Source organism: Streptomyces sp. GSL17-111 (assembly GCF_037911585.1).
Taxonomy (GTDB): domain Bacteria; phylum Actinomycetota; class Actinomycetes; order Streptomycetales; family Streptomycetaceae; genus Streptomyces.
In genome coordinates this window covers 2,117,456-2,143,561 of record NZ_JBAJNS010000001.1, presented here as the reverse complement: position 1 = coordinate 2,143,561, position 26,106 = coordinate 2,117,456, and the positions used below count along the sequence as shown (strand labels likewise).

The 26,106-nt window shown below is 74.3% G+C and carries 20 protein-coding genes; 9 read left to right on the top strand and 11 right to left on the bottom strand.

Annotated features, from left to right (window positions below):
• Positions 1 to 127 precede the first annotated feature (127 nt).
• The 5 genes from V6D49_RS09240 to sucD all read left to right on the top strand — a co-directional run bounded on the left by V6D49_RS09240 (position 128) and on the right by sucD (position 7,168).
• Positions 128 to 1,261: an ATP-binding protein gene (locus V6D49_RS09240; protein ID WP_340558710.1), complete on the top strand. Its 1,134-nt coding sequence runs from the start codon at positions 128 to 130 to the stop codon at positions 1,259 to 1,261.
• The gene (locus tag V6D49_RS09235; RefSeq protein WP_340558708.1) at positions 1,258 to 3,666 is read left to right on the top strand and encodes a DUF5682 family protein; all 2,409 of its coding nucleotides are present in this window, start codon (positions 1,258 to 1,260) and stop codon (positions 3,664 to 3,666) included. Before V6D49_RS09240 ends, V6D49_RS09235 begins: the two co-directional genes overlap by 4 nt.
• The gene (locus tag V6D49_RS09230) at positions 3,663 to 4,850 is read left to right on the top strand and encodes a VWA domain-containing protein (RefSeq protein WP_340558706.1); all 1,188 of its coding nucleotides are present in this window, start codon (positions 3,663 to 3,665) and stop codon (positions 4,848 to 4,850) included. Before V6D49_RS09235 ends, V6D49_RS09230 begins: the two co-directional genes overlap by 4 nt.
• A 219-nt stretch (positions 4,851 to 5,069) precedes the next feature.
• Positions 5,070 to 6,242 (top strand): ADP-forming succinate--CoA ligase subunit beta, encoded by a 1,173-nt coding sequence (gene sucC, locus V6D49_RS09225; protein ID WP_340558705.1) that lies wholly within the window; start codon positions 5,070 to 5,072, stop codon positions 6,240 to 6,242.
• A 41-nt stretch (positions 6,243 to 6,283) separates the two neighbouring features.
• Positions 6,284 to 7,168, top strand: coding sequence for a succinate--CoA ligase subunit alpha (sucD, locus tag V6D49_RS09220; protein ID WP_340558703.1), 885 nt, complete (start codon positions 6,284 to 6,286; stop codon positions 7,166 to 7,168).
• Positions 7,169 to 7,258: 90 nt separating this feature from the next.
• On the opposite strand, the gene V6D49_RS09215 is transcribed toward sucD, so the two are convergent.
• Entirely contained in the window at positions 7,259 to 8,443 is a 1,185-nt protein-coding gene (locus V6D49_RS09215; protein ID WP_340558702.1) for a hypothetical protein, read from the bottom strand.
• A 107-nt stretch (positions 8,444 to 8,550) separates the two neighbouring features.
• Between V6D49_RS09215 and V6D49_RS09210 the strand changes: the two genes are divergently transcribed.
• Positions 8,551 to 10,053: a cell division protein PerM gene (locus tag V6D49_RS09210; protein ID WP_340558701.1), complete on the top strand. Its 1,503-nt coding sequence runs from the start codon at positions 8,551 to 8,553 to the stop codon at positions 10,051 to 10,053.
• A 36-nt stretch (positions 10,054 to 10,089) separates the two neighbouring features.
• Here V6D49_RS09210 and V6D49_RS09205 read toward each other — a convergent pair whose 3' ends face one another.
• Positions 10,090 to 10,923, bottom strand: a complete 834-nt coding sequence (locus V6D49_RS09205; RefSeq protein ID WP_340558699.1) for a hypothetical protein — start codon at positions 10,921 to 10,923, stop codon at positions 10,090 to 10,092.
• Between the two features lie 248 nt (positions 10,924 to 11,171).
• On the opposite strand from V6D49_RS09205, the gene purN reads away from it, so the two are divergent.
• Together purN and purH are read left to right on the top strand one after the other, a co-directional pair.
• Positions 11,172 to 11,813, top strand: a complete 642-nt coding sequence (purN, locus tag V6D49_RS09200; protein ID WP_340558697.1) for a phosphoribosylglycinamide formyltransferase — start codon at positions 11,172 to 11,174, stop codon at positions 11,811 to 11,813.
• Positions 11,810 to 13,396, top strand: coding sequence for a bifunctional phosphoribosylaminoimidazolecarboxamide formyltransferase/IMP cyclohydrolase (purH, locus tag V6D49_RS09195; RefSeq protein WP_340558696.1), 1,587 nt, complete (start codon positions 11,810 to 11,812; stop codon positions 13,394 to 13,396). Before purN ends, purH begins: the two co-directional genes overlap by 4 nt.
• Positions 13,397 to 13,455: 59 nt before the next feature.
• Here purH and V6D49_RS09190 read toward each other — a convergent pair whose 3' ends face one another.
• The 4 genes from V6D49_RS09190 to trpS form a co-directional block, all read right to left on the bottom strand.
• The gene (locus V6D49_RS09190) at positions 13,456 to 14,682 is read right to left on the bottom strand and encodes a phospholipase D-like domain-containing protein (RefSeq protein ID WP_340558695.1); all 1,227 of its coding nucleotides are present in this window, start codon (positions 14,680 to 14,682) and stop codon (positions 13,456 to 13,458) included.
• Between the two features lie 100 nt (positions 14,683 to 14,782).
• Positions 14,783 to 15,751 (bottom strand): YihY/virulence factor BrkB family protein, encoded by a 969-nt coding sequence (locus tag V6D49_RS09185; RefSeq protein WP_340558693.1) that lies wholly within the window; start codon positions 15,749 to 15,751, stop codon positions 14,783 to 14,785.
• Positions 15,752 to 15,879: 128 nt separating this feature from the next.
• Positions 15,880 to 16,470: a 2'-5' RNA ligase family protein gene (locus V6D49_RS09180; RefSeq protein ID WP_340558692.1), complete on the bottom strand. Its 591-nt coding sequence runs from the start codon at positions 16,468 to 16,470 to the stop codon at positions 15,880 to 15,882.
• 130 nt (positions 16,471 to 16,600) lie between these two features.
• Positions 16,601 to 17,614: a tryptophan--tRNA ligase gene (gene trpS / locus V6D49_RS09175; protein WP_340558690.1), complete on the bottom strand. Its 1,014-nt coding sequence runs from the start codon at positions 17,612 to 17,614 to the stop codon at positions 16,601 to 16,603.
• A gap of 275 nt (positions 17,615 to 17,889) precedes the next feature.
• Between trpS and rocD the strand changes: the two genes are divergently transcribed.
• Positions 17,890 to 19,095: an ornithine--oxo-acid transaminase gene (rocD, locus tag V6D49_RS09170; protein WP_340558688.1), complete on the top strand. Its 1,206-nt coding sequence runs from the start codon at positions 17,890 to 17,892 to the stop codon at positions 19,093 to 19,095.
• A gap of 76 nt (positions 19,096 to 19,171) precedes the next feature.
• On the opposite strand, the gene V6D49_RS09165 is transcribed toward rocD, so the two are convergent.
• The 5 genes from V6D49_RS09165 to V6D49_RS09145 all read right to left on the bottom strand — a co-directional run bounded on the left by V6D49_RS09165 (position 19,172) and on the right by V6D49_RS09145 (position 26,086).
• On the bottom strand, positions 19,172 to 19,912 hold the full coding sequence (locus V6D49_RS09165; RefSeq protein WP_340558686.1) for a DUF4333 domain-containing protein: 741 nt from the start codon (positions 19,910 to 19,912) through the stop codon (positions 19,172 to 19,174).
• Between the two features lie 179 nt (positions 19,913 to 20,091).
• Entirely contained in the window at positions 20,092 to 21,063 is a 972-nt protein-coding gene (locus V6D49_RS09160) for a glycine betaine ABC transporter substrate-binding protein (RefSeq protein WP_340558685.1), read from the bottom strand.
• Between the two features lie 123 nt (positions 21,064 to 21,186).
• Entirely contained in the window at positions 21,187 to 23,310 is a 2,124-nt protein-coding gene (locus V6D49_RS09155; RefSeq protein ID WP_340558683.1) for an ABC transporter permease, read from the bottom strand.
• Positions 23,307 to 24,407 carry a quaternary amine ABC transporter ATP-binding protein gene (locus V6D49_RS09150; protein ID WP_340558681.1) on the bottom strand — a complete coding sequence of 367 codons (1,101 nt, stop codon included), beginning with the start codon at positions 24,405 to 24,407 and terminating at the stop codon, positions 23,307 to 23,309. Before V6D49_RS09150 ends, V6D49_RS09155 begins: the two co-directional genes overlap by 4 nt.
• Positions 24,407 to 26,086: a GMC family oxidoreductase gene (locus V6D49_RS09145; RefSeq protein ID WP_340558680.1), complete on the bottom strand. Its 1,680-nt coding sequence runs from the start codon at positions 26,084 to 26,086 to the stop codon at positions 24,407 to 24,409. Before V6D49_RS09145 ends, V6D49_RS09150 begins: the two co-directional genes overlap by 1 nt.
• Positions 26,087 to 26,106 lie beyond the last annotated feature (20 nt).

Sequence of the window (26,106 nt, the reverse complement as noted above, 5' to 3'; positions counted from 1 at the left end):
CTGACAACGGGCCGTCAGAAAGCCACCACAGCCGCTGAGATGGACGTCGCCGCAGGTCGGGGGCGTTGTCAGTGGGCGGGTGCACAGTGGGGGACGTTACGGAGAGCGACCGCACCGAGGGGGAGCCGTGACCGCCACCGACACCACCAGCGCAGAGACCGCCGCCACCGCAGAGCCGGCGGGGTCCGTCCTCCGGCCGCACGCCGAGCACGCGTTCGCGCACGAGCTGGCCGCACTCGCCGCCGCCGACGACCGGCCGCGTCCCGAGCGCTGGCGGCTCTCCCCCTGGGCCGTCGCCACCTACCTGCTCGGCGGCACGCTGCCCGACGGGACGGTCGTCTCGCCGAAGTACGTGGGGCCCCGGCGGATCGTCGAGGTGGCCGTCGCGACGCTGGCCACGGACCGGGCGTTGCTGCTCCTCGGTGTTCCCGGCACCGCCAAGACCTGGCTGTCCGAGCACCTCGCGGCAGCCGTCAGCGGGGACTCGACGCTGCTCGTCCAGGGCACGGCGGGCACCCCCGAGGAGGCGATCCGCTACGGGTGGAACTACGCGCAGCTCCTCGCGCACGGGCCGAGCCGGGCCGCCCTCGTCCCCGGCCCGGTGATGCGCGCGATGGCCGAGGGCATGACCGCGCGGGTGGAGGAGCTGACCCGCATCCCGGCCGACGTCCAGGACACGCTGATCACCGTCCTCTCCGAGAAGACGCTGCCGGTCCCCGAGCTGGGCGAGGAGGTGCAGGCCGTGCACGGGTTCAACCTCATCGCCACCGCCAACGACCGCGACCGCGGCGTCAACGAGCTCTCCAGCGCCCTGCGTCGCCGCTTCAACACCGTCGTCCTGCCGCTGCCCGCCGACGCGGACGCCGAGGTGGACATCGTGGCCCGCCGGGTGGACCAGCTCGGCCGCTCGCTGCGGCTGCCCGCGGCACCCGAGGGGTACGAGGAGATCCGCCGGGTCGTGACGGTCTTCCGGGAGCTGCGCGAGGGCGTGACCGCCGACGGCCGCACGAAGCTCAAGTCCCCTTCGGGGACCCTCTCGACGGCCGAGGCCATCTCGGTCGTCACCGGCGGGCTCGCCCTGGCGGCGCACTTCGGGGACGGTGTGCTGCGCCCGGGCGACGTGGCGGCCGGGATACTCGGCGCGGTCGTCCGCGATCCGGCGTCCGACCGCGTGGTGTGGCAGGAGTACCTGGAGACCGTCGTCCGCGAGCGTGCGGGGTGGAAGGACTTCTACCGGGCCTGCCGTGAGGTGAGCGCATGACCGCGACCCCGAGCGGGTCCGGCGCGGCGCCGCTGCTGCTCGGGGTGCGGCACCACGGACCGGGCTCCGCCCGTGCCGTGCGGGCCGCGCTCGACGCGCACCGGCCGCGGGCGGTCCTCATCGAGGGCCCGCCCGAGGCCGACGCCGTCGCGGGGCTCGCCGCCGACCCGGCCCTGCACCCACCCGTCGCGCTGCTGGCCCACGCCCTGGACGACCCGGGCCGCTCCGCGTTCTGGCCCCTGGCCGCCTTCTCGCCGGAGTGGGTGGCCCTGCGCTGGGCGCTGGAGCACGACGCCGTCGTGCGCCTCATCGACCTGCCCGCCGCCCACACCCTGGCCTGGGCGGAGCCGGACGCCGAGCGCCCTTCCGGGGGCGACGCGCCGCCACCCGGGGCGGGCCCGCCGCCGCTGCGCCTCGACCCGCTGGCCGCGCTCGCCGAGGCCGCCGGGCACGACGATCCGGAGCGCTGGTGGGAGGACGTCGTCGAGCACCGGGGCGTCGGCCCCACCGGATCGGGGGCGGACCCGTACGCCCCGTTCACCGCCGTCGCCGAGGCCATGACGGCGCTGCGGGAGGCGGCGCCCGCGTCCGGCGGCGAGGCGCCCGAGCGGGACGCCCTCCGCGAGGCGCACATGCGGCTGCGCCTGCGGGAGGCGCGCCGCACGTACGGGGACGGCGCGGTGGCCGTCGTGTGCGGTGCCTGGCACGTGCCCGCGCTCGCCGAGCCCCACCCCGTCACCGCGGACCGGAGCCTCCTGCGCGGCCTGCCCCGGGTGCGGACGGAGGTCACCTGGGTGCCCTGGACGAACCGGCGGCTGTCCCGGGCCAGCGGGTACGGCGCCGGGGTCACCTCGCCCGGCTGGTACGGCCACCTCTTCACCGTCCCCGACCGGCCCGTCGAGCGCTGGCTGACGAAGGTGGCCGGGATGCTGCGCGAGGAGGACGTCGCCGTCTCCCCCGCCCACGTCATCGAGGCGGTGCGGCTCGCGGAGACGCTGGCCACCGTGCGGGGCCGTCCGCTCGCCGGGCTGACGGAGACGGTCGACGCCGTGCGCGCCGTGCTCTGCGAGGGCTCGGAGGTGCCGCTCGCGCTCGTCCGGGACCGGCTGATCGTCGGCGACGACCTGGGTGAGGTGCCGTCGACCGCCCCGGCCGTGCCGCTCCAGCGCGACCTGACCCGCCTCCAGCGAACCCTGCGGCTGCGCCCCGAGGCCCGTGAGCGTGCCGTCGAGCTCGACCTGCGGGAGCCGGGCGGCGCCGCCCGCAGCCGGCTGCTGCACCGGCTGCGACTGCTGGGTGTGGGGTGGGGGGAACCGGTCACCGCCGGTGCGGGCGGCACCGGCACCTTCAAGGAGCGGTGGCGGCTGTGCTGGGAGCCCGAGCTGTCGGTGCGGGTCGCCGAGGCGGGCGTCTGGGGCACCACCGTGGAGTCGGCCGCCACGGCCCTCGTGGCGAGCCGGGCCGCCGAGGCACGGGGGCTCCCCGAGGTCTCGGCCCTCGCCGAGCAGTGCCTGCTGGCCGGGCTCGACGCCGCACTGCCCACGGTGATGCGGGCCCTGGCCGACCGGGCGGCGCTCGACACGGACGTCGCCCGGCTGGCATCGGCCCTGCCCGCCCTCGTGCGCGCCGCCCGGTACGGGGACGTGCGCGGGACCGACACGCGGGCCCTCGCGGAGGTCGCCGAAGGGCTCGCCGAGCGCGTCCACGTCGGGCTGCCCCCGGCCTGCGCCGGGCTGGACGCCGACGGCGCGGCCGCGCTGCGCACCCACCTCGACGCCGCACACCGCGCCGTGGCCCTGCTCGGCGTGCCCGGCCTGCGGGAGCGGTGGCGGGCCATGCTCCGCAACGTGACCGCGCGGGAGGGGGCCGCCGCGCTGCTGCGCGGCCGGTGCGCCCGGCTCCTGCTCGACGAGGGCGGGCTCGCGCCCAAGGAGGCGGAGCGGCTCGTGGCGCGGGCCCTGTCGCCCGGCACGGCGCCGCCCGAGGCGGCGGGGTGGCTGGAGGGCTTCCTCTCCGGCGGCGGCATGCTCCTGGCCCACGACGAACGGCTGCTCTCCCTGGTCGACGGCTGGCTCACCGGTGTCTCCGCCCAGGGCTTCACGGACGTGCTGCCGCTGCTGCGCCGTACGTTCGCCGCCTACGAGTCCGGGGTGCGCCGCACGCTGGGCGAGCTGGTCCGCCGTGGTGCGCGGGCGGGCGGGGCGCGGGGCCCGGGGGGTCCGCACGCGCGCCGCCCCGGCTTCGGTCCCGGCCTCGACGCCCGTCGGGCCGACGCCGTGCGGCCCACGCTGGAGCTGCTGCTGCGCGGTGGGCCCGCGCCCAGCCGTCGGCGGGAACCCGCACAGCACGAGCACGAGCACGACGACCACGACGACCACGACGCGAGGGGGGAGGTGGCCCGATGAACGCCGCGCAGGCCGGGGAACGCGGACCGGAGCCGCAGGGGGGCATGGACGACGAGCGGCTGCGGCGGTGGCGGCTCGTCCTGGGCCCGTCCGGGGACGACGGCGCGGGCGGGCCCCTCACCGGGCGGGACGCCGCCGTGGACGAGGCGCTCGCCGCCGTCTACGGGCCCGGTGGCGAGGGCGGCGGGCGGGGCGCGGGGCTCGGGGGCTCCGCCCCGCGCGTCGCCCGCTGGCTGGGGGACATCCGCGGCTACTTCCCCGGGCCCGTCGTGCAGGTGGTGCAGCGTGACGCGATCGAGCGGCTCGGTCTGGCGACGATGCTCGCGGAGCCGGAGATGCTGGCGGCGGTGGAGCCCGACGTCCACCTGGTCGGCACGCTGCTCTCGCTGCGGCACGCCCTGCCGGAGACGAGCCGGGAGACCGCGCGGGCCGTCGTACGGAAGGTCGTCGCCGAGCTGGAACGACGGCTGGCCACCCGCACCCGCGCCACCGTCACCGGCGCGCTGGACCGCTCGGCCCGCACCGCGCGCCCGCGCCACCGGGACATCGACTGGGACCGCACCGTGCGGGCCAACCTCGGGACCTACCTGCCGGAGTACCGCACGGTCGTGCCCGAGCGGCTCGTCGGGTACGGGCGTGCGGCGCGCGCCGTGCGGAAGGACGTCATCCTCGCCCTCGACCAGTCCGGTTCCATGGCCTCCTCGGTCGTGTACGCGTCCGTCTTCGGCGCGGTGCTGGCGTCGATGCGCGCGCTGCACACCCGGCTCGTCGTCTTCGACACCTCCGTCGTGGACCTGACGGACCAGCTCGACGACCCGGTCGACGTCCTGTTCGGTACGCAGCTCGGCGGCGGTACCGACATCAACCGGGCGCTGGCGTACTGCCAGACGCGGATCACGCGCCCGGGCGAGACCGTGCTCGTCCTGGTCAGCGACCTGTTCGAGGGCGGCATACGCCGGGAGATGGTGCGCCGGGTGGCGGCGCTGCGGGCCGCCGGGGTGCAGTGCGTGGTCCTCCTCGCACTGTCCGACGAGGGCGCCCCCGCCTACGACCGGGAGCACGCCGCCGCCCTCGCGGAGCTGGGGGTCCCGGCGTTCGCCTGCACGCCGGACCACTTCCCGGAGGTGATGGCCGCCGCCCTGCGGAAGGCGCCGCTCCCCGTTCCCGGTGCAAAGGAGTCCTGAGAGGGCCGGGCCACCGGCGCCCGGCGGACGCCCTGGCAGAGGCGGCCCCCCGCGGTTGTGACCCGTCTCACCGCGCCGGTGTGACGTGCGATTTAGGCATGCACAAGTGGACACGGCTACCCTGCGAGACGGACATGCCGCGTACCCCCGCCACACGCGGCCACGCGGCACGCCCACGCTGACAACGAACCGCGATAACGGATTAAGGGACGGACGCGCGTGGACCTGTTCGAGTACCAGGCGAGGGACCTCTTCGCCAAGCATGACGTACCGGTGCTGGCCGGTGAAGTCATCGACACGCCTGAGGCGGCGCGCGAGGTGACCGAGCGCCTCGGCGGTCGCGCGGTCGTGAAGGCGCAGGTGAAGACCGGTGGCCGTGGCAAGGCGGGCGGTGTGAAGCTCGCCGCCGACCCGGCCGACGCCGTCGAGAAGGCCGGCCAGATCCTGGGCATGGACATCAAGGGCCACACGGTCCACAAGGTGATGCTGGCCCAGACCGCGGACATCGCGGAGGAGTACTACGTCTCCTTCCTCCTGGACCGCACCAACCGCACCTTCCTGGCCATGGCCTCCGTCGAGGGTGGTGTGGACATCGAGGAGGTCGCCGCCACCAAGCCGGAGGCGCTGGCCAAGATCCCCGTGGACGCCATCGACGGCGTCACCGAGGAGAAGGCCCGGGAGATCGTCGAGGCCGCCAGGTTCCCGGCCGAGCTGGCCGACCAGATCGTGGTCGTGCTCCAGCGCCTGTGGGACGTCTTCATCAAGGAGGACGCCCTCCTCGTCGAGGTCAACCCGCTGGTGAAGACGGCCGAAGGCCGCGTCATCGCGCTGGACGGCAAGGTGTCGCTGGACGCGAACGCCGAGTTCCGCCAGCCGGACCACGCGGCCCTGGAGGACAAGGCCGCGGCTGACCCGCTCGAAGCCGCCGCCAAGGCCAAGGGCCTCAACTACGTGAAGCTGGACGGCCAGGTCGGCATCATCGGCAACGGCGCCGGGCTCGTCATGAGCACCCTCGACGTCGTCGCCTACGCCGGCGAGAAGCACTCCGGCGTCAAGCCCGCCAACTTCCTCGACATCGGTGGCGGCGCCTCCGCCGAGGTCATGGCGAACGGCCTGGAGATCATCCTCGGCGACCCGGACGTCAGGTCCGTGTTCGTCAACGTCTTCGGCGGCATCACCGCCTGCGACGCCGTCGCCAACGGCATCGTGCAGGCCCTGGAGCTGCTCAAGTCCAGGGGCGAGGACGTCAGCAAGCCGCTGGTCGTGCGTCTGGACGGCAACAACGCCGAGGTCGGCCGCAAGATCCTGACCGACGCCAACCACCCCCTGGTGGAGCAGGTCGACACCATGGACGGTGCCGCCGACCGCGCCGCCGAGCTGGCCGCGAAGTAATCCGGGCCCCAGGACTCAAAGGACACGAGGACAACCGAACCATGGCTATCTTCCTCACCAAGGAAAGCAAGGTCATCGTCCAGGGGATGACCGGCTCCGAGGGCCAGAAGCACACCAGGCGCATGCTGGCCTCGGGCACGAACATCGTCGGTGGCGTCAACCCGCGCAAGGCGGGCACCACCGTCGACTTCGACGGCACCGAGATCCCGGTCTTCGGCGGCGTGAAGGAGGCCATCGAGGCCACCGGCGCCGACGTGACCGTCATCTTCGTCCCGGAGAAGTTCACCAAGAGCGCCGTCGTCGAGGCGATCGACGCCGAGATCCCGCTCGCCGTGGTGATCACCGAGGGCATCGCGGTGCACGACACCGCCGCCTTCTGGGCCTACGCGGGCAAGAAGGGCAACAAGACCCGCATCGTCGGCCCGAACTGCCCCGGTCTGATCACGCCGGGCCAGTCCAACGCGGGCATCATCCCGGCCGACATCACCAAGCCGGGCCGCATCGGCCTGGTGTCGAAGTCCGGCACGCTGACGTACCAGATGATGTACGAGCTGCGGGACATCGGCTTCTCCACCTGCGTCGGCATCGGCGGTGACCCGGTCATCGGCACCACCCACATCGACGCCCTCAAGGCGTTCGAGGCCGACCCGGACACCGACCTGATCGTCATGATCGGCGAGATCGGCGGCGACGCCGAGGAGCGTGCGGCCGACTTCGTCAAGGCCAACGTCTCCAAGCCGGTCGTGGGCTACGTCGCGGGCTTCACCGCCCCCGAGGGCAAGACCATGGGCCACGCCGGCGCCATCGTCTCCGGCTCGTCCGGCACCGCCCAGGCGAAGAAGGAGGCCCTGGAGGCCGCCGGCGTCAAGGTCGGCAAGACCCCGTCGGAGACCGCGCGGCTGGCCCGCGAGCTCCTCGGCGGCTGACACCGCGCACCGCGCGCCGTCGCCGCGCGCACGGGTCCGGGCCCGCTCCCTCGCTGGGAGCGGGCCCGGACCCGTTTCCGGCCGCCGGTCCTACTCGGCCAGGTGCCGGACGGCCGCGGGGATGCCCGTGGGCAGCAGATCCCCCCGCTCGGTGGTCGCCACGGTGAACGACGTGGCGGCCACGACCAGGGCCGTCACCCCGCAGGCCGCCGCCGTGCGGCCGAACGTCAGCCGGTCGCTGCCCCGGCGGACGTCGCGGGCCGGCGGGACGCGGAGCGGCTGGGCGGCCGCGAGCCGGTGCAGGAGGCGCGCGATGAGCGGGCCACGGGCGGACGCCTCCGTCCCCGCGATCTCCGGCACGTGGGTGGCCAGCGTCTCCCGTGCGCCCAGCAGCCGGTTCGCCGTCGCCGGGGTGCTGGCCTCCGTCTCCGCCGCCGTCTCGGCGAGGCCGAGGCCGACGCCGTCGTGGAGCAGCAGCACCCGGCGGTGGACGGGGGGCAGCGACAGCAGCGCCTCCAGCAGCGCCCCGTCCTCCGGCACCCCCGGGTACGCCTCCGGGGACGACAGCCTCGGCCGTAGCCGGTGCCACGGGGAGAGCGCCAGGTCGTGGGCGGCCGCGCGCACCCAGCCCACCGGGTCGCGGTCGACGGCGACCTCCGGCCACCGCTCCCAGGCCGTGTGGAAGGCACGCCGCACCGCCCACTCGGCGAGCCTGCGCCGTCCGGTGAGCAGGTACGTCTGCCGGGTCAACGAGCGGACGCCGCGCTCGTAGAGGGTGTCGAACGCGAGGCGGGCGTCCTGCGTGGTGGCCGTGCCGCGCCGGTCGCCCGCGCCGTGCCGCGCGGCGAACGCGTCGGCCTCCGCCCCGCCCAGCGCCCAGCCCGGCGCCGGTCGTGGCGGGCGGGCCCCGGGCGCCGCGCCGTCCGGCGCCGTGCCCGCGTCGTCCTCGGCGGGCCCCTCCGCGCGCTCGTCCGCGTGCTCGTCCGCGACGGGATCGTCCCGGTCCGGCGCCTCCTCCGCACCCCCCGCGACGTCCGGCGGACCGCCGGGCTCCGGCGGCGCGGGCACCGGGTCCGTCGCCGTGGCCCCGGACGGCCGCACGGGTGCGGCCGCGTCGGCCGCCGCGCGCTCGGGGCGCGGCGCCGTCGGATTCCGGCCGGACGCGGGGGGCCTGGTCGTCGCCTGCCCGGCCGCCGCCCGCCTGCGGGCGCGCGCCACCGCGCGGCGGCGCTGCCGGGCCAGTTGCTGAGCGCGTTTGCGGTGCGGAGCGGTCATGCCCGCTGCCCACCCTGCGTGACGACGTCCATACCGTCATAGTGGGCGACACCACGAGCTTTCGCCCGCTACCCGGGCGAAACGGGTGTTGTTGGCAGCATGGCCGGGTGAGCCGAGAGACACAGCACGACGTCCGCCGACCGGTGTCCGGGCCGAGCGTGGGCCGACTCGTGGAGGGCGCGTTCGCCGCCTGCCTGGGGCTGGCGCTGCTCGCCATGCCCGCCCTCCTCCTGTGGATCCTCTCCCCGTACCCCGACAGCGGCGCCCAGGGCGCGCTGCGGGTGGCGGCGGCGCTGTGGCTGCTGGCCCACGGGGCCGACCTCGTACGCCCCGACACCCTGGGCGGCGGCGCCGCGCCGCTCGGCGTCACCCCGATGCTGCTGACCGCGCTGCCGGTGTTCCTGCTGTACCGGGTCGTGCGGCTCACGGGGGCCACGGACCGGCGGTCCGTGGCGCTGGTGGCCGCCGGGTACCTGACGGTCGGCACGGCGGCGGCGTGGTTCACGCTGGACGGGCCGCTGCCCGTCGAGCCGCTCAGCGCGGCGCTGTACGTGCCGGGGCTGACGCTCGCCACCCTGACGTTCGCCGGCTGGGCGGTTCGGGGACGACCGGCGCCGCGGCTGCCGTCCCGCCTCGGGGGCGAGCGTCCGAACGGCCCGCGCGCCGGGGCGGCCGTGCGAACGGCGGCGGTGGGGACGGTCGTGCTGTGCGGCGGCGGTGCCGTGCTCGCCGCCGCGGCGCTGCTGGCCCGGGGCGGAGCGGCGCAGGACGCCTTCCCCCGCCTGGCGTCGAGCTGGTCGGGGGAGATCGCCGTGCTGCTGCTCTGCGTCGCCCTGGCCCCGAACGTGGCGGTGTGGGCCGCCGCCTACGGCCTGGGCCCCGGCTTCTCGCTCGGGGCGGGCAGCGTCGTCGGACCGCTGCTGACGACGCCGCACCCCGTCCTGCCGTCGCTGCCGCTGCTCGCCGCCGTGCCGGGGGAGGGGCCGGGCGGGCCGCTGGCCTGGACGGCCGCCGGTGCCGTGCCGCTCGCGGCGGGCTGGGCGGCGGGCTGGTGCACGGGACGGGCGGGCGTGCCCGTGCCGGGCACCCGGCACGGTGCGGCGACGGGGCCAGCGACGGTGGCCACGGCGGCCCTCGGCGCGCTTGGCTGCGGTCTCGCGGTGGCGGCCCTCGCCGCGTTCTCCGGCGGTCCGCTCGGCACCGGCGCCCTCGCCGCCGTCGGCCCGGTGTGGTGGTGGACGGGGGGCGCCGCGCTGGGCTGGACGGCGCTGGCCTCCGTCCCGACGGCCCTGCTGGTGCGCTGGTGGCGCCTGCGCGACCCGCACCCCCTGCTGGCGGCCGTGCTGGTGTGGCGCCGGTTCACCGCCTGGTGTGCGACGCTGCGCCCGGCGCCCGAGGAGCCGGCGGGCGCCTGGCACGAGACCGGTTCCCGGCACAGCCGGTGGGCCGCGTTGAAGGAGGTCTCCGGCGGGCTGATGCCGGACTTCGACCCGGTGTGGCGCTCGGGTCCTCCGGCCGGACCGCCCGCCGAGCCGCCGGTGCCGGATCCGCCGCGCGCCAAGGTGTCGCTGCGCCCGGCCCCGGGGCCGGGCCGGCACCGCCGTCCCTGAGTGCGGGGCTGTTTCAGCGCTCGGCTCCGCGTCGGCTCAGCGGTCGGTGTCGAACAGCGCGTTGTCGCGGAACGGCTCGGGCAGGAGCTCCTTGCACTCCTCGCGGGACACCGTGGTGAGGGCGTCCTCCACGCACGAGTAGTAGTCGTGGTTCACGAGCTGGAAGGTGTAGGCCCCGGCGACGACGAGGATCGCCAGGGCGCCGGTGACCAGGCCGGGCACAGCCGTGCGCGCCACGGCACCACGGTCGCCGGAGGCGCCGCCGGAGGCCCGGGCGCCGGTGACGTCGGCCACGGCGGAGCGGGGGGCGTCCTCCGACCGCTTCGCCCCGGGGGCCCCGCGCAACGCGCTGATGCCCCAGTGCACGGCCAGCGCACCGAACAGCAGCCCGAGCGGCAGGAGCTGGAACACGGCGAGCAGCAGGCCCCACGTGCCGGACACCGCCGCGTAGCGGGCGTGGCGCTGCACCGGGTCGCGCGGGTCCCAGCGCGGGCCCCCGGACCTCGGCCCCGCGTCCCGCGGGCCGTCGCCGCCGGAGCCCGGTTCGCCCGGGCCGCCGGAGCTGCCGAAGCCGCCGCCCTGACGGCGCGGCTGGCGGCTGCTCCACTGGCTGCCCCACTTGCGCCGGGCGGAGTCGTCCCCGCCCTGGTCGCGTGAGCCGTTGTCGTCCCGGCCGCTGTCGTCCCGGTCGTCGCCCTGCCGGTCCTCGTCGCCCGAGCCGCCGGAGGCCGGCGTCCTGGGGCGCCAGGGCTGGTCGGGGCTGCCCTCGGGTGGAGGGGCGAAGGGGTTGTCGTCCTGCCCGGACCGGCCCGGCTGCCCGGACTGCCCGGTCCGCCCGGACTGGCGGAAGGCGCGGCGTCGCTCCGTCATGTGGTGTGTGTCTTCCCCTTCGTCCTTCCGCGTCCCCACGCGCCGGTCGGCGGCGGGCACGGAACCGTACGGCAGACGCTACCCGCTGGCCGTCGCACCGTCCCGTGGGGGGCGGGGAGCCGTGCCGGTATCGTTGCTGACGATCGGCCGCTTCGTAGGGTTCCCCGGAATCTCCCGCCTCCGTTGTTCGTCCGATCGCACCACGCATCGTCGTAGCCCGAGTCCGCAGACCGAGAGAGAGCCCCGCCGTGGCCACTCCTGTGTCCCCTGCCCGGCTTGTCGTGCTCGTATCCGGCTCGGGTACGAACCTGCAGGCGCTCATCGACGAGGTCGAGCGCCTCGGCCCGGAGGCGTACGGGGCACGGATCGTCGCCGTCGGCGCCGACCGGGAGGGCATCGCGGGGCTGGAGCGCGCCGAGCGGGCGGGGCTGCCCACGTTCGTGTGCCGGGTGCGGGACCACGGGACGCGGGCGGAGTGGGACGCGGCGCTCGCCGAGGCCACCGCCGCCCACGCGCCCGACCTCGTCGTCTCGGCGGGGTTCATGCGCATCGTCGGCAAGGAGTTCCTGGCCCGCTTCGGCGGCCGGTTCGTCAACACCCACCCGGCGCTGCTCCCCAGCTTTCCCGGGGCGCACGGCGTGCGCGACGCGCTCGCGTACGGCGTGAAGGTCACCGGGTGCACGGTCCACTTCGTCGACGACGGCGTCGACACCGGCCCGATCATCGCGCAGGGCGTGGTGGAGGTCCGGGACGAGGACCACGCGGACGACGGTGCCGCTCTGCACGAGCGGATCAAGGAAATCGAGCGACGCCTGCTCGTTGACGTCGTGGGACGCCTCGCCCGCGACGGCTACAGCATTGAGGGACGAAAGGTACGGATTCCGGCATGACCGCCGAAGGTACGAAGCGGCCGATCCGCCGCGCGCTGGTCAGCGTCTACGACAAGACGGGTCTGGAGGAGCTGGCGCAGGGACTCCACGCGGCCGGTGTGGAGCTGGTGTCCACCGGCTCCACGGCCGCGCGGATCGCCGCGTCCGGTGTCCCGGTCACGAAGGTCGAGGAGCTGACCGGCTTCCCCGAGTGCCTCGACGGCCGGGTCAAGACCCTCCACCCGCGCGTGCACGCCGGCATCCTCGCCGACCAGCGACTCGCGGACCACCGCAACCAGCTCGCCGAGCTGGGCGTGGAGCCGTTCGAGCTGGTCGTGGTGAACCTGTACCCGTTCCGGGAGACGGTCGCCTCGGGCGCCTCGGACGACGCCTGCGTGGAGCAGATCGACATCGGCGGCCCGTCCATGGTGCGCGCCGCCGCGAAGAACCACCCGTCCGTGGCCGTGGTGGTGAACCCCGGCCGGTACGCGGACGTCCTGCGGGCCGTCGTCGAGGGCGGCTTCGAGCTGGCCGCCCGCAAGCGGCTGGCCGCCGAGGCGTTCGCCCACACCGCCGCCTACGACGTCGCCGTGGCGGGCTGGTTCGCCGGTGACTACACGGCTCGGGACGCCGACGGGCAGGAGGACGCGGGCGCCGGGGAGTTCCCGGCCTTCCTCGGCACGGCCTACGAGCGGGCGCACGTCCTGCGTTACGGCGAGAACCCGCACCAGGGCGCGGCCCTCTACACCGACGGCTCCGGTGGGCTGGCCGCCGCCGAGCAGCTGCACGGCAAGGAGATGTCGTACAACAACTACGTCGACACCGAGGCCGCCCGCCGTGCCGCGCACGACCACGACGAGCCGTGCGTCGCGATCATCAAGCACGCCAACCCGTGCGGCATCGCGGTGGGTGCCGATGTCGCCGAGGCACACCGCAAGGCGCACGCCTGCGACCCGCTCTCGGCCTTCGGCGGCGTCATCGCCGTCAACCGACCGGTCTCGGTGGCGATGGCCGAGCAGGTCGCGGAGATCTTCACCGAGGTCGTCGTCGCCCCCGACTACGAGGCGGGCGCGGTGGAGGTGCTGACCCGGAAGAAGAACATCCGCGTCCTGCGCTGCCCCGACGCCCCGGCGGCCCGGACGGAGCTGCGTCCCGTCGAGGGCGGCGCCCTGCTCCAGGTCAAGGACCGGCTCCAGGCCGAGGGCGACGACCCGGCGCACTGGACGCTCGCCACCGGCGAGGCCCTGGGCGCGGCGGAGCTGGCGGAGCTGGCCTTCGCCTGGCGCGCCTGCCGGGCGGTGAAGTCGAACGCCATCCTGCTGGCCAAGGACCGGGCGACCGTCGGCGTCGGCATGGGCCAGGTCAACCGGGTGGACTCCGCCAAGCTCGCCGTCCAGCGGGCGGGGGAGGAGCGGGCGGCCGGCTCCTACGCGGCGTCCGACGCGTTCTTCCCGTTCCCCGACGGGCTCGAGGTGCTGACGGCGGCGGGCGTGAAGGCCGTGGTCCAGCCGGGCGGATCGGTGCGGGACGAGGCCGTCGTCGAGGCCGCGAAGGCGGCCGGGGTGACGATGTACCTCACCGGCACGCGGCACTTCTTCCACTGACGTTCCGCTGACACCCTCCGGGGGCCGCCGTCCGTCGGCGGCCCCCGGCCGGTGCGGAGTCAGAGGAAGCGGCGCACGGGGGCCGTGGCGATCTCGCCCGCCCGCTGCAGGACGGGCCGGGTCCGCCACCGCTTGGGGCAGACGGGCTCGCTGCGGGTCAGGTCCTCGTCGAAGTGGGCGTCCAGCTCGGCCGTCAGCCGCTCGTCGATCACGGCGAGCATGACCTCCTCGTCGTGGTGCAGCGAGCGGTGGTTGAAGTTCGTCGAGCCGATGAGCGAGGCGATGCCGTCCACCGTGACGACCTTCGCGTGCATCATCGTCGGCAGGTACTGGTGGATGCGCACGCCGCAGGCGAGCAGCTCGTTGTAGTGGTTCTGGCCCGCGAGCTGGCAGACGCGCTGGTCGGTGTGCGGGCCCGGCAGCAGGATCTCCACGGTGACGCCGCGCCGCGCGGTCGCGCACAGCAGCTCCACGAAGTAGTCGTCGGGGGCGAAGTAGGCGGTGGCCAGCCGCAGCCGCGTCCGGGCGGACTCCAGGACGATGCGCATCAGCGTCTGCATGTCCTGCCAGCCGATGCTCGCCGACCCGCGCACCACCTGCACGACGGCGTCGCCCGCCGGGGGGTGGTCGCAGAACCGGTCGCGCTCGTCGAACAGGTCGGGCCGGCACTCGGCCCAGGTCTGCGCGAAGGCGGCGGCGATGCCGTCCACGGCGGGGCCGCGCACCTCGAAGTGGGTGTCCCGCCACTCGCTCGTGTCGCGGGCGTCGCCGCACCACTCCTCGGCGATGCCGACACCGCCGGTGAACGCCACCTCCTCGTCGACGACCAGGACCTTGCGGTGGCAGCGGTGGTTCTGCTTGAACGGCGAGAGCCACAGCGGTTCGCGGAACCAGACGACGTGCACGCCGGCCGCCTCCATGGCCTCCAGCAGGTCCCCCTCGATGGGACGGGAGCCGAACCCGTCGAGGAGCAGCCGCACCCGGACGCCCGCGCGGGCCCGGTCGGCCAGGGCGGCGGCGAACTCCCGGGCTATCTCCCCGCGCCAGTAGACGAAGGTCATCATGTCCACGGTGTGCCGGGCCCGGCGGACGCGGTCGAGCATCGCGGGGAAGATGGCGTCGCCGTTGCGCAGGGGGACGACGCTGTTGCCCTCGGTCGCGGGCGTCCCGATCAGCCGCTCCAGCCGGCGCCGCAGCAACCGGGCCGGGTCGGCGGACGCGCCGGCTCCGGTGGGGTCGTCGTCCTCGGGGAGGGCCGACCGGGCGTCGGACACGGTGTCGGACATGTCGGTTCCTTCGTACTGCGGCCGGGGATGGGCGGGACTGTCGACGGTGGAGGGTACACCGAACAGCTGTGTGGGTGTCGGGTGGACCGGGCGCGCCCGGTCAGGCGGCGCCCCCGGCGGGTGTCGGGTGGCTCGCCGTGCGCTCATCCCCGCCGTCCGCCCGGTGTCGGTCGGCGGCCCCGGCCCCGGCGTCCGCGCCGTCGGCGCCGTCAGCGCTGTTCGCGTAGTCCTCCGTCGCCGTCCACGCGGCGCAGAACAGCAGCAGCTTCGCCATCAGGTTGATCCACACGAGCAGCGCCACGGGGACGCCGAAGGCGCCGTACATGCTCTTGCCCGCGACACCCGTGAGGTAGCCGCCGATCAGCAGCTTCAGCAGCTCGAAACCCACCGCGCCGATGAGCCCGGCGGTCAGGAGGGCGCCCCGCCCGGGGCGCACGCCCGGCACGCGCGTCAGCAGGTACCCCAGGAGCAGGAGGTCGACGCCGACGGCCGCGAGGACGGGGACGATCCGCAGCAGCCAGCCCGCCGGACCGCCGCGCTCGACGCCCAGGGCCCCGGCCGCCCAGTCCACGGCCCCCACCGTGAACGCCGATCCGGCCAGTGACACGACGACGACCCCGCCCAGCCCGGCCAGCATGGCCAGGTCCTTCGCCTTGGCCAGGACGGGGTTGACCTCATCGTCCGGCAGCAGCCAGACCTCCCGCAGGCACTGCCGCAGCGACTCCACCCAGCCCAGGCCGGTGAAGAGCAGCGCCGCACCCGCGATGACGCCGACGGTGGCGGCGTTGTCGACGAAGGACTGGATGCCGATCTGGTCGGAGATGCCGGGCACCTGGTCCGACAGCCAGTCCTGCGCGGTGTCGATCTGCTCCTGGCTCAGGAAGGCGGCCGCGATGGCGGCTCCGAGCGCGATCATGGGGAAGAGCGCGAGGAAGCTGGTGAAGGTGACGGCCGCGGCCAGCCGCGTCCAGTGCGTCGTGTCCAGCCGTTCGTACGCGTGCCAGGCGTGCGTCCTGGTCAGACGCACGACGAGCGGGCCGATGACGGGCAACCGGGTCAGCCATTCCATGGGCCCCTTCTACCCCTGCGAAGAGGTGTCAAGGGGGCCGACAGGCCCGAGGCGCTGCCGACAGGCCCGAGGCGCTGCCGACAGACCCGGCGCGGCCTGCGGCGCGACAGGGCGGCGGCCCCGGCGCGCTAGGGCGCCGGGGCCGCCGGGCGTGACATCCCCGCCTGCCGGGGGACGGCCGGCAGCGGCGGTCTGCCGGGGAACCGGAACTCCCGCACCAGTCGCCACACCCCGTCGTCCGTGCCCTGCTCGTAGAGGGCGAAGCCGGTGATCAGCCAGGCCGCCTCGAAGTCGGCCAGCTCCTCCTGCGCGCGGTCCATCGCGGCCTCGTCGATGCCGTGCGCGACGGTGACGTGCGGGTGGTAGGGGAAGTTCAGCTCCCGCGCGAGCGGCCCCTCCGGAGCCCGCACCCGCTCCTGGAGCCCGGCGCAGGACGCCGCCCCCTCGGCGAGGCGCACGAACACGACGGGGGACAGGGGCCGGAAGGTGTCCGTGCCCGACAGCCGGAGCGGGAAGGGCTGCCCGGCGGCGGCGACGGCCGCCAGGTGCTGCTCGATGACCGGCCGGTCCGCCGCCTCCACCTCGGTGGGTGGGAGCAGCGTGATGTGGGTGGGGATGCTGTGGGCAGCGGAGTCCCCGAAGCCCGCGCGGCACTGCTGGAGCATGCTGCCGTACGGCTCCGGGACCGCGATCGATACGCCGACCGTGACGGTCCCCACGTCGTCTCCCTCCTGCTGTCCGGACGGAACGGATGAAACGGTTGGTGCCAGTGGTGCGAATGAAACCGGTGAAACGTGTGGTGCGGGTGAACCGGGCGAGCGGGGCCCGCCGCCCGGTTCGGGGCGGTTGTCAGTGTTTCGCGGGCAGAAAGCCCACCTTGTCATAGGCGGCGGCGAGCGTCTCGGCGGCGACGGTGCGGGCCTTCTCCGCGCCCTTGGCCAGAAGTGAGTCCAGCGTCTCGGGGTCGCCCAGATATTCCTGCGTCCGCTCGCGGAACGGTGTCACCCAGTCGGTCACGACCTCGGCCAGCTCCGTCTTGAGGGCGCCGTAGCCCTTGCCCTCGTACCGCTGCTCCAGCTCGGCGACGGGCGTACTGGTGAGCGTGGAGTAGATGGTCAGCAGGTTGCTGACACCCGGCTTGTTCTCCGGGTCGTAGACGATCTCCGTGCCGGTGTCCGTCACCGCGCTCCTGATCTTCTTCGCCGTGGTCCTCGGCTCGTCGAGGAGCGAGATGATCCCCTTGGCGGAGGCGGCGGACTTGCTCATCTTGGCCGCCGGGTCCTGGAGGTCGTAGATCTTCGCCGTCTCCTTGAGGATGTAGGCCGCCGGCAGGTTGAACGTCCGGCCGAAGCGGCCGTTGAACCGCTCGGCGAGGTCGCGGGTCAGCTCGATGTGCTGGCGCTGGTCCTCGCCGACGGGCACCTGGTCGGCCTGGTAGAGCAGGATGTCGGCGACCTGGAGCACGGGGTAGGTGAACAGGCCCACCGTCGTCCCCTCGGCGCCCTGCTTGGCGGACTTGTCCTTGAACTGCGTCATGCGGGACGCCTCACCGAAGCCGGTCAGGCAGTTCATGACCCAGCCGAGCTGCGCGTGCTCGGGGACGTGGCTCTGCACGAAGAGGGTGCAGCGGTCCGGGTCGAGCCCGGCGGCCAGGAGCTGCGCGACGGCGAGCCGGGTGGAGGCCCGCAGCTCCTTCGGGTCCTGCGGGACCGTGATCGCGTGCAGGTCGACGACCATGTAGAAGGCGTCGTGGGTCTCCTGGAGGGCCACCCACTGCCGGACGGCACCGAGGTAGTTGCCGAGGTGGAAGGAGCCGGCCGTGGGCTGGATACCGGAGAGCACGCGAGGACGATCGATAGCCATGCGGGCCATTCTCGCAGAGCGGCGGGCCTGATCGTGGTCGGTCGAAGCGGGGCGTCCGCCTCGTCGTGGCACACCGGCGGGCGCACGTGCGCCGCCCCGCGCCCGCTCGCCGCCCGTGCGCGCCCCCGGCACGGACGGGTGCTTCGCCGCGCACCGTCCGGTGTCCGGACGGCACCGTCCCGTTTCGCAAAGGGTGAGCGGGAATCCTCCGGACGGCGATAGAAATGACCGTGTGCGGCCCAACCCGCCGGACGATCCCACGAACGGAGCGTGCGATGCCCACTTCACCCGAGTTGATCGCCACCGCCGACGCCCACAGCGCCCACAACTACCACCCCCTGCCCGTCGTCATCAGCTCGGCCGAGGGTGCCTGGATGACCGACGTCGAGGGCCGCCGCTACCTCGACCTGCTGGCCGGGTACTCGGCGCTCAACTTCGGGCACGGCAACCCGCGGCTGATCGCCGCGGCCCGGGCCCAGCTGGACCGGCTCACGCTCACCTCGCGGGCCTTCCACCACGACCGGTTCGCGGACTTCTGCGTGCAGCTGGCCGAGCTGTGCGGCATGGAGGCCGTGCTGCCCATGAACACCGGCGCCGAGGCCGTCGAGACGGCGGTGAAGACGGCCCGCAAGTGGGGCTACCGGGTGAAGGGCGTGCCCGACGGGCGGGCGAAGATCGTCGTGGCCGCCGACAACTTCCACGGCCGGACGACGACGATCGTCAGCTTCTCCACCGACCCCGAGGCCCGGGCGGACTACGGGCCCTACACGCCCGGTTTCGAGATCGTGCCCTTCGGTGACCTGGCCGCGCTGGAGGCCGCGGTGGACGACGACACCGTCGCCGTCCTGCTGGAGCCGATCCAGGGCGAGGCGGGCGTCCTGGTGCCGCCGCCCGGCTACCTGGCCGGGGTCCGTGAGCTGACGCGGGCGCGCAACGTCCTGTTCCTCCTGGACGAGATCCAGTCCGGGCTCGGGCGGACCGGTCGGACGTTCGCCGCCGAGCACGAGGGCGTCGTGCCGGACCTCTACATCCTGGGCAAGGCGCTGGGCGGCGGGGTGGTCCCCGTCTCCGCCGTCGTCTCCTCGCGGGAGATCCTCGGCGTCTTCCGGCCGGGCGAGCACGGGTCGACGTTCGGCGGCAACCCGCTCGCCTGCGCGGTGGCCCTGGAGGTGCTGGCGATGCTGCGCACCGGGGAGTTCCAGGAGCGGGCGGCGGAGCTGGGCGAGCACCTGCACCAGGAGCTGGCCGCGCTGACGGCGGACGGCCGGGTCACCGCCGTCCGGGGCCGGGGGCTGTGGGCCGGGGTGGACATCGACCCGGCCGTGGGCACCGGCCGGGAGATCTCCGAGAAGCTGATGGCCAAGGGCGTCCTGGTGAAGGACACGCACGGCTCGACCATCCGGATCGCCCCGCCGCTGACCATCAGCAAGGAGGACCTGGACCGGGGCCTGGCGGCCCTGCGCGAGGTCCTCGCGGCCTGAGTCGGCACGGGGCCGGGGAGAGCGGGCGACGCTCCCCGGCCCCGTGCCGGGCGGGCGTGTCGGGTGACGGCGTGGGTCAGTCGCCGACGGGCGAGAACTGCGGGCCGAACGAGTCGGTCGTCACGTCGAAGGTGCTGAACTCGCCGGTGTCGCCGTACTTCGTCCACACCTGGCACCGGTGGCCGGTGTCGGCGCCCCGGTCGACCGCCTGGACGGGCGGGATCTCGTCGCAGGTCAGCTTCTGCTCCACCTCACCGGTGGCGTTCTCGCCGTGCCGCTTCCACCACGCGTCGTAGACGCCCTTGGCGAGGAGGAGGTCCTTCTTCGCCTCCGCGTCGTACTGGATGAAGAAGGCGCCCTCTTCGTAGTCGTCCTTGATCGTGACCTCGAAGGGGACCTCCACGCCCTCGTAGGTGGCCGTGCACGCGCTCGTGGCCGACGCCTTCAGGGTGACGCCGTCCGGGCACTCGGCGCTCGTCTCGCCGTTCACCTTCGCCTGGCGCAGCAGCGTCTCGCGCAGTCGGTGCTCGACCTTCTCGGTGAAGTCCGCGTCGCTGCCGGGCTCCGGCTGAGGGGTCTTCAGGTCCTCGTTGGACTCCACGACCTCCGACTGCCCCTCGGTGATCTCCACGGCGAGGAACTCGGCGTCCCCCTCGGTGCCCCCCTCGGCTCCGCCGTCGTCGTCCTGCTGTGCCCCGTTCGCGGCGGAGTCCGTCTTCTTCTTGGTACCGCCGTCGCTGCCCCCGTCGTCCGAGCCGCACCCTGCGGTGAGCAGTGCGGCGGCGACTACAGCTACGGCGATCTTCGTTATCCGCATGCGGTACACCCTAGGAGGCGGCCCCGAGGCCGGAGCGCGGCGGCCCGGGGGCGGTGGTCGACCGCGTGCGAGGAGGGCCCGGCCGCACCCGGCCGGGCCCTCCTCGACGCACGTCAGAACGTCAGGACGTCAGGACCGCTGCGGGGTTACGGGGTCCGGCGTCCTGAGCCGTCGCGGCGTCAGCTCTTGGGCAGCCACGCCTTCCAGACGTCCTCGTGCTCGGCGGCCCACTCGGCCGCGGCGTCCTCCTCGGCCATGCCCTCACCGGCGATCATGCTGGCGACCTCGTTCTGGTCCTCGGTCGACCACTGGAAGTTCTTCAGGAACTCCGCCGCCTCACCGCCGTTCTCGACGAAGTCGGCGTTGAAGTACTTCTGGAGCATGAGGGTGTCGTAGCCGCACTCGGTCTTCTCGGCCGGCTCGTTGCAGCCCTCGGTGTACTCCGGCAGCTCCACCTCGACCATCTCGATCTGGGCGTTCATCCACTGCGGGTCCCACCAGTAGGTGAGGAAGGGCTCCTCGGCCTCGTAGAGCCGCTGGATCTCCTTGAGCTGCGCGGCCTCGCTGCCCGTCGGCAGGATCTTGTAGTCCAGGTCGTGGTTCTTGATCAGGTGCTTGTCGTAGGTGGTGTACGACGGGGCGGCACCGATGAACTGGCCCTTGTCCCCGGACTCGGAGGTCTTGAAGTCGTCGACGAAGTCGTTGAGGTTCTCGTAGTTCAGGACCTCGGGGTTCTCGTCGGCGAAGTACTTCGGCACGAACCAGCCGATGTGGCCGGTCACGCCGAGGTCGCCGCCGGCGACGACGGTCTTCTTCTCCTCGACGTAGAGCTCCTCCTTCTTCGGGACGCCGCCCCAGTCCTCCAGGAGGGCGTCGGCCTTGCCGCCGTGCAGGGCGTCGAAGGCGACGGGCTCGTCCATCTGCTTGATGTCGACCTTGACGTCCATCTCCTCTTCGAGGACGTGCGCGGCGACGGCGGCGTTGGCCTGTGCGCCGACCCACGACGGGACGGCGATGGTGACCTCCTTGGCACCGCCGCCGTCGCCACCGGCGGCGGAGTCGCCGTCGGTCTCGGCGGCGCAGGCGCTCAGCGCCAGGCCGAGGACACCGGCGCCGGCGATCAGGGAGGTGCGGATCGGGGTTCTGCTCATGGTGGGGCTACTTCCGTATCTCTCGGAGTTTCGGGGCCCGCCGGGTCCGGCGGCCCCGTCGTGCGTGCGGGGGGTGGTGGCGGCGGCCGGCGAGGCCGCCGCCGGGGTCGTGGCGGAAGGGCGTCAGCGCCCTTCGGCGCGGGCGGGCTGGGTGAGCCGGTCGAGCAGCACGCCCAGGCAGACGATCGCCGCGCCGGCGGGCAGGCCGAGGGCGAGGTCGCCCTTGGACAGGCCGGTGATGACGTCGATGCCCAGCGCGCCGCCGCCGACCATGCCAGCGATGACGACCATGGACAGCACCAGCACCACGCCCTGGTTGACGGCGACGAGCAACGACCGCCGGGCGAGCGGCAGCTGCACCTGGAGCAGTTGCTGCCGCGTCGTCGCGCCCATCGAGCGGGCGGCCTCCAGGGCCGCCGGGTCGCTCTGCCGGACGCCCTGCGCGGTGATCCGGATGACGGCGGGCAGGACGAACACCACGGCCGCCGCGATCCCGGCCATACGGCCGACGCTGAACAGCGCGATCACCGGGATGAGGTACACGAACTGCGGCATCGTCTGCATGGTGTCTAGCAGCGGGCGCAGCCACTGCTCCACCCGGGGCACCCGGGCGGCCAGGACGCCGACGGCGAAGCCCAGCAGCAGGGTGATCACCAGGGCGACGAGCACCTGGGAGAGCGTGTCCAGGGACTTCGTCCACAGTCCGAGGACGCCGATGACGCCCAGGGCGGCGCTCGCCGTCAGCGCGGCCCGCCAGCGGCCCACGGCCCAGCCGAGCGCGGCGACCAGGACGAGCAGCGCCCACCACGGTGTGGCGTTCAGTCCGTCGCGCAGGGGGTTGAGGACCCCGTTGGTGACGCCCTCCGCCCAGGTGAGGGTGCCGCCGACGACGGGCACCCCGGAGCCGAGGCTCTGCTCGATCCACTCGGTGGCGTCGTTGACGTACGGGGTGATGCGGAACGTCCACTCGCGCGGCCACTCCTCCTCGCCCAGCTTCGGGCCGAGGGCGGACAGCACGGCGGCCAGGGCGCCCAGGCCCAGCCAGGACGGCCAGCCGCGCAGCCGGGCGAACCGGCCGGGGCGGACGGTGAACGGGGAGCGCAGGAGCGGCCGGGGGCCGGCCTTGCGCGGTTCCTCGGAGGCGGCCGCTGAGGGCGCGCGGGTCTCGGACTCCTCCAGCCGCGCGCCGGCGGCGGCGGTCGTGCGGTCCAGCAGGACGGCGACGAGCACGATGGCGATGCCGGCCGTCAGCGCCTGACCGACGTTCACCTTGCCCAGCGCCCGGTAGATGACGTCGCCCAGACCGCCGGAGCCGACCACCGAGGCGAGCACCACCATGGACAGGCACATCATGATCGTCTGGTTGAGGCCGAGGAGCATCTCCTTGCGGGCCAGCGGCAGCCGGGCCGTCCGCAGCCGCTGCCAGGAACTCGCGCCCAGCGAGGCGGACGCCTCCAGGGCGGCCGGGTCGGCGCCGCGCAGTCCCAGCGAGGTGAGCCGGGCCATGGGCGGGGCCGCGTAGATGACGGTCGCGACGAGCGCCGAGGGGACGCCGATGTCGAACAGCAGGACGAACGGCAGCAGGTAGGCGAACGCCGGCATGACCTGCATGAGGTCGAAGACGGGCCGCAGCGCGCGGTCGCAGGCGTCGGAGAGTCCGGCGGCGATGCCGAGCAGCAGGCCGAGCAGCGCGGCGGCGGCCACGGCGACCGTCATCAGCGCCAGCGTCTCCATCGTCGGGTCCCACATGCCCAGCACGCCGACGGCGAGGAACACGCCGAGGGCGGTGGCGGCGGTGCGCAGGGCGCGCGGACGCAGCCCGGCGCCGCCCGCGTACCAGGCGAGGACCGTGCCCAGCAGGGTCACGCCGACCCAGCCGAGCCCCTCGAAGAGCCCGATGAGGGAATCCACCGCGAGTTCGGCGTTGTTGCTGATGTGCAGCAGGAAGTACAGGAAGAGCCAGTGCGAGTCGCGGTTCTCGACCAGCCAGGCGTTGAGGTCCTCCAGCGGCGTGGTGACGTCGACGGTCATCCCGGCGGGCCATGCGCCGGAGCCGGTCACGAAGGCGCTGACGACGACGAGGAGGGCCGCGAGGGCGACCAGCACGGCGGAGGGGCGGGCCGCCAGACGGGCGGCCAGGCGGGTGGCCGGGCCCGGCGGCGGGGCGGCGGGCTCCGTGGCGGGGACGGTCTCGGTGGGCGGCTCGCCGGGCCGCTCGTCTCTCTTCTCCAGGGCGGGGGCGCTCATATGACGGCCGCCTTCGCGCCCTGGGGCTCCCCGCCGTACCCCGAGTCGAGCCCCGCGACGACGGCGAGCAGCCGGGAGTGGCAGACGACGCCGAGGACGTGGCCGTCCTCACCGACGCGGACGTGCTCGCCGGTGCGGGCCACCGCCTCGATCGCGTCGACGACGCGCGTAGAGGGCGGGAGCACGACGCCGGTGGTGGCCTCGTCGCCCACCGCCGGACGCATGGCCCGGCGCAGCGTGATGACCTGCTCGCGCGGCACGTCGCGGACGAAGTCCCGCACGTAGTCGTCGGCGGGCGCGGCCACGATCTCCTCGGGCGTGCCGAGCTGCACCACCCCGCCGTCGCGCATGAGGGCGATGCGGTCGCCCAGGCGCAGCGCCTCGGAGAGGTCGTGGGTGATGAAGACCATCGTGCGGCCCTCCTCGCGGTGCAGCCGGACGACCTCGTCCTGCATGTCGCGGCGGATCAGCGGGTCGAGGGCGCTGAACGGCTCGTCGAAGAGGAGCACCTCGGGGTCGGTGGCCAGGGCGCGGGCGAGGCCGACGCGCTGCTGCTGGCCGCCGGAGAGCTGGCCGGGACGGCGGTCCCCGAGCCGGTCCAGGCCCACCTTCGCGAGCATCTCCTCGGCGCGGGCGCGGCGTTCGGCCCTGCCCAGGCCCTGGATCTCCAGGCCGTAGGCGATGTTGTCCAGGACGGTGCGGTGCGGCAGCAGGCCGAAGTGCTGGAAGACCATGGCGGCCCGGTGCCGGCGCAGCTCGCGCAGCCGTGACTTGTCCATGGCGCGGACGTCCTCGCCGTCGATGTGCAGGGTGCCGCTGGTCGGCTCGATGAGCCGGGTCAGGCAGCGCACCAGCGTCGACTTGCCGGAGCCGGACAGGCCCATGACGACGAAGACCTCGCCCGGGTGCACGTCGAAGGAGACGTCGCGGACGGCGGCGGTGCAGCCGGTGCGCGCGGTGAGCTCCGCCGCGCTCAGCTCGGCGAGCCGCTCGTCGCCGGGTATGCGCTCGGCCTTCGGGCCGAAGACCTTCCACAGGTTGCGGACCGCGAACACCGGTTCGGTGGCCGCACCCTGAGCATGCTCGGTGGTGGACATCAGGCAACACCTCCCGGTGTGGTGGGTCCCTCGTGGGGACGGTCGGGACCGTGGGGCTCGTGGGGATCGTGCGGGCTCTGCGTCGACGGTCCGGCCCGCAGCAGGTCGGCGGCCTTCTCGCCGACCATGAGGACGCCGATCATCGGGTTGACGGCGAACATCGTGGGGAAGACGGAGGCGTCGGCGATCCGCAGGCCGCTCAGGCCGCGCACCCGCAGCTGCGGGTCCACGACGGCCAGCGCGTCGTCCTCCGCGCCCATCCGGCAGGTGCCCGCCGGGTGGTAGACGGTGTGGGCGACCTGGCGCGCGTAGGCGCTCAGCTCCTCGTCCGACGTCACCTGCGGTCCGGGGCACACCTCGCGGCGCAGCCAGCGCGCGAACGGCTCGGTGCGGGCGATCTCGCGGGCCAGCCTGATGCCGTCCACGAGGGTGCGGCCGTCGTAGTCGTCCTCGTCGGTGAAGTAGCGGAAGTCCAGGGCGGGCTTGACCTCCGGGTCGGCGCTGGTGAGGTACAGCCGGCCACGGCTGCGGGGCTTGGGGATGTTCGGCGTCATCGACACGCCGTGCGGGGGCCGTTCGTAGCCGATGCGCTCCGGGTTGTCCGTGAACGGGATCTGGTAGAAGTGGAACATCAGGTCGGGCCCGGCCGCCTCGGGGTCCCGGCGCACGAACAGCCCGGCGTCGGAGTCCATCGCGGAGTTGTCCGGGATCGGCCCGTCCGTCTCCCACACGATCACCGACTCGGGGTGGTCCAGCAGGTTCTCGCCCACCCCCGGCAGGTCGCGCACGACGGGGATGCCGAGCTCCGTCAGGTCCGCGGCCGGTCCGATGCCCGAGTGCAGCAGCAGCCTCGGGGTGTCGACCGCGCCCGCGCACACGACGACCTCGCGGCGGGCCCGCAGCAGCGACTCGGTGCCGTCCGCGGCGCGCACGTGCACCCCGGTGGCCCGCTCGCCGTCCAGCTCCAGGCGGAACGCCCAGGTCTCCAGCAGCAGGTCCAGGCCCGGCCGGTCCCCGGCGGCCAGGTGCGGGTGCAGGTAGGCGACGGACGCGGAGGAGCGCTTGTTGTCCTCCGGGTGGTAGGCGAGGTCGAAGAAGCCCGCACCCTCGTGGAAGGGCGCCGTGTTGAAGCCCTCCACGCGGGGTACGCCGGTGGCGGTGACGGCCGCCTCCACCCAGTCGCGGGCGATGGCGTTCCGGTCCTTCTCGTGCACCGGCACGATGTTGTTGCGCAGCTTGCCGAAGTAGGGCTCCATCGACCCGGCGTTCCAGCCGGACGCCCCGGCCCGCTCCCACTCGTCCCAGTCGGAGGGCAGCGGCTTGAAGGAGATGAGCGTGTTGTGCGAGGAGCAGCCGCCGAGGACCTTCGCCCGGCTGTGCCGGATGTGGCTGTTGCCGCGCGGCTGGATCGTGGTGGGGTAGTCGTAGTCCAGCTCGCCGCCGAGCAGCCCGAGCCAGCGGCGCAGCGTCAGCACCTCCGGCCGGTCGACGTCGGACGGGCCGCCCTCGATCAGGGCGACGGTGACGTCGGGGTCCTCGGTGAGGCGGGAGGCGATGACGGAACCGGCCGTTCCGCCGCCGACGATCACGTAGTCGTAGACGGTGCTCCCGGTGGGGGCGCCGTCCGTGCCGTCTGCGCGCCGTCCGCCGCGTCCGGGGTCCGGGTCGTTGCTGCTCATGGCGGTGTGGTGCTCCTCGG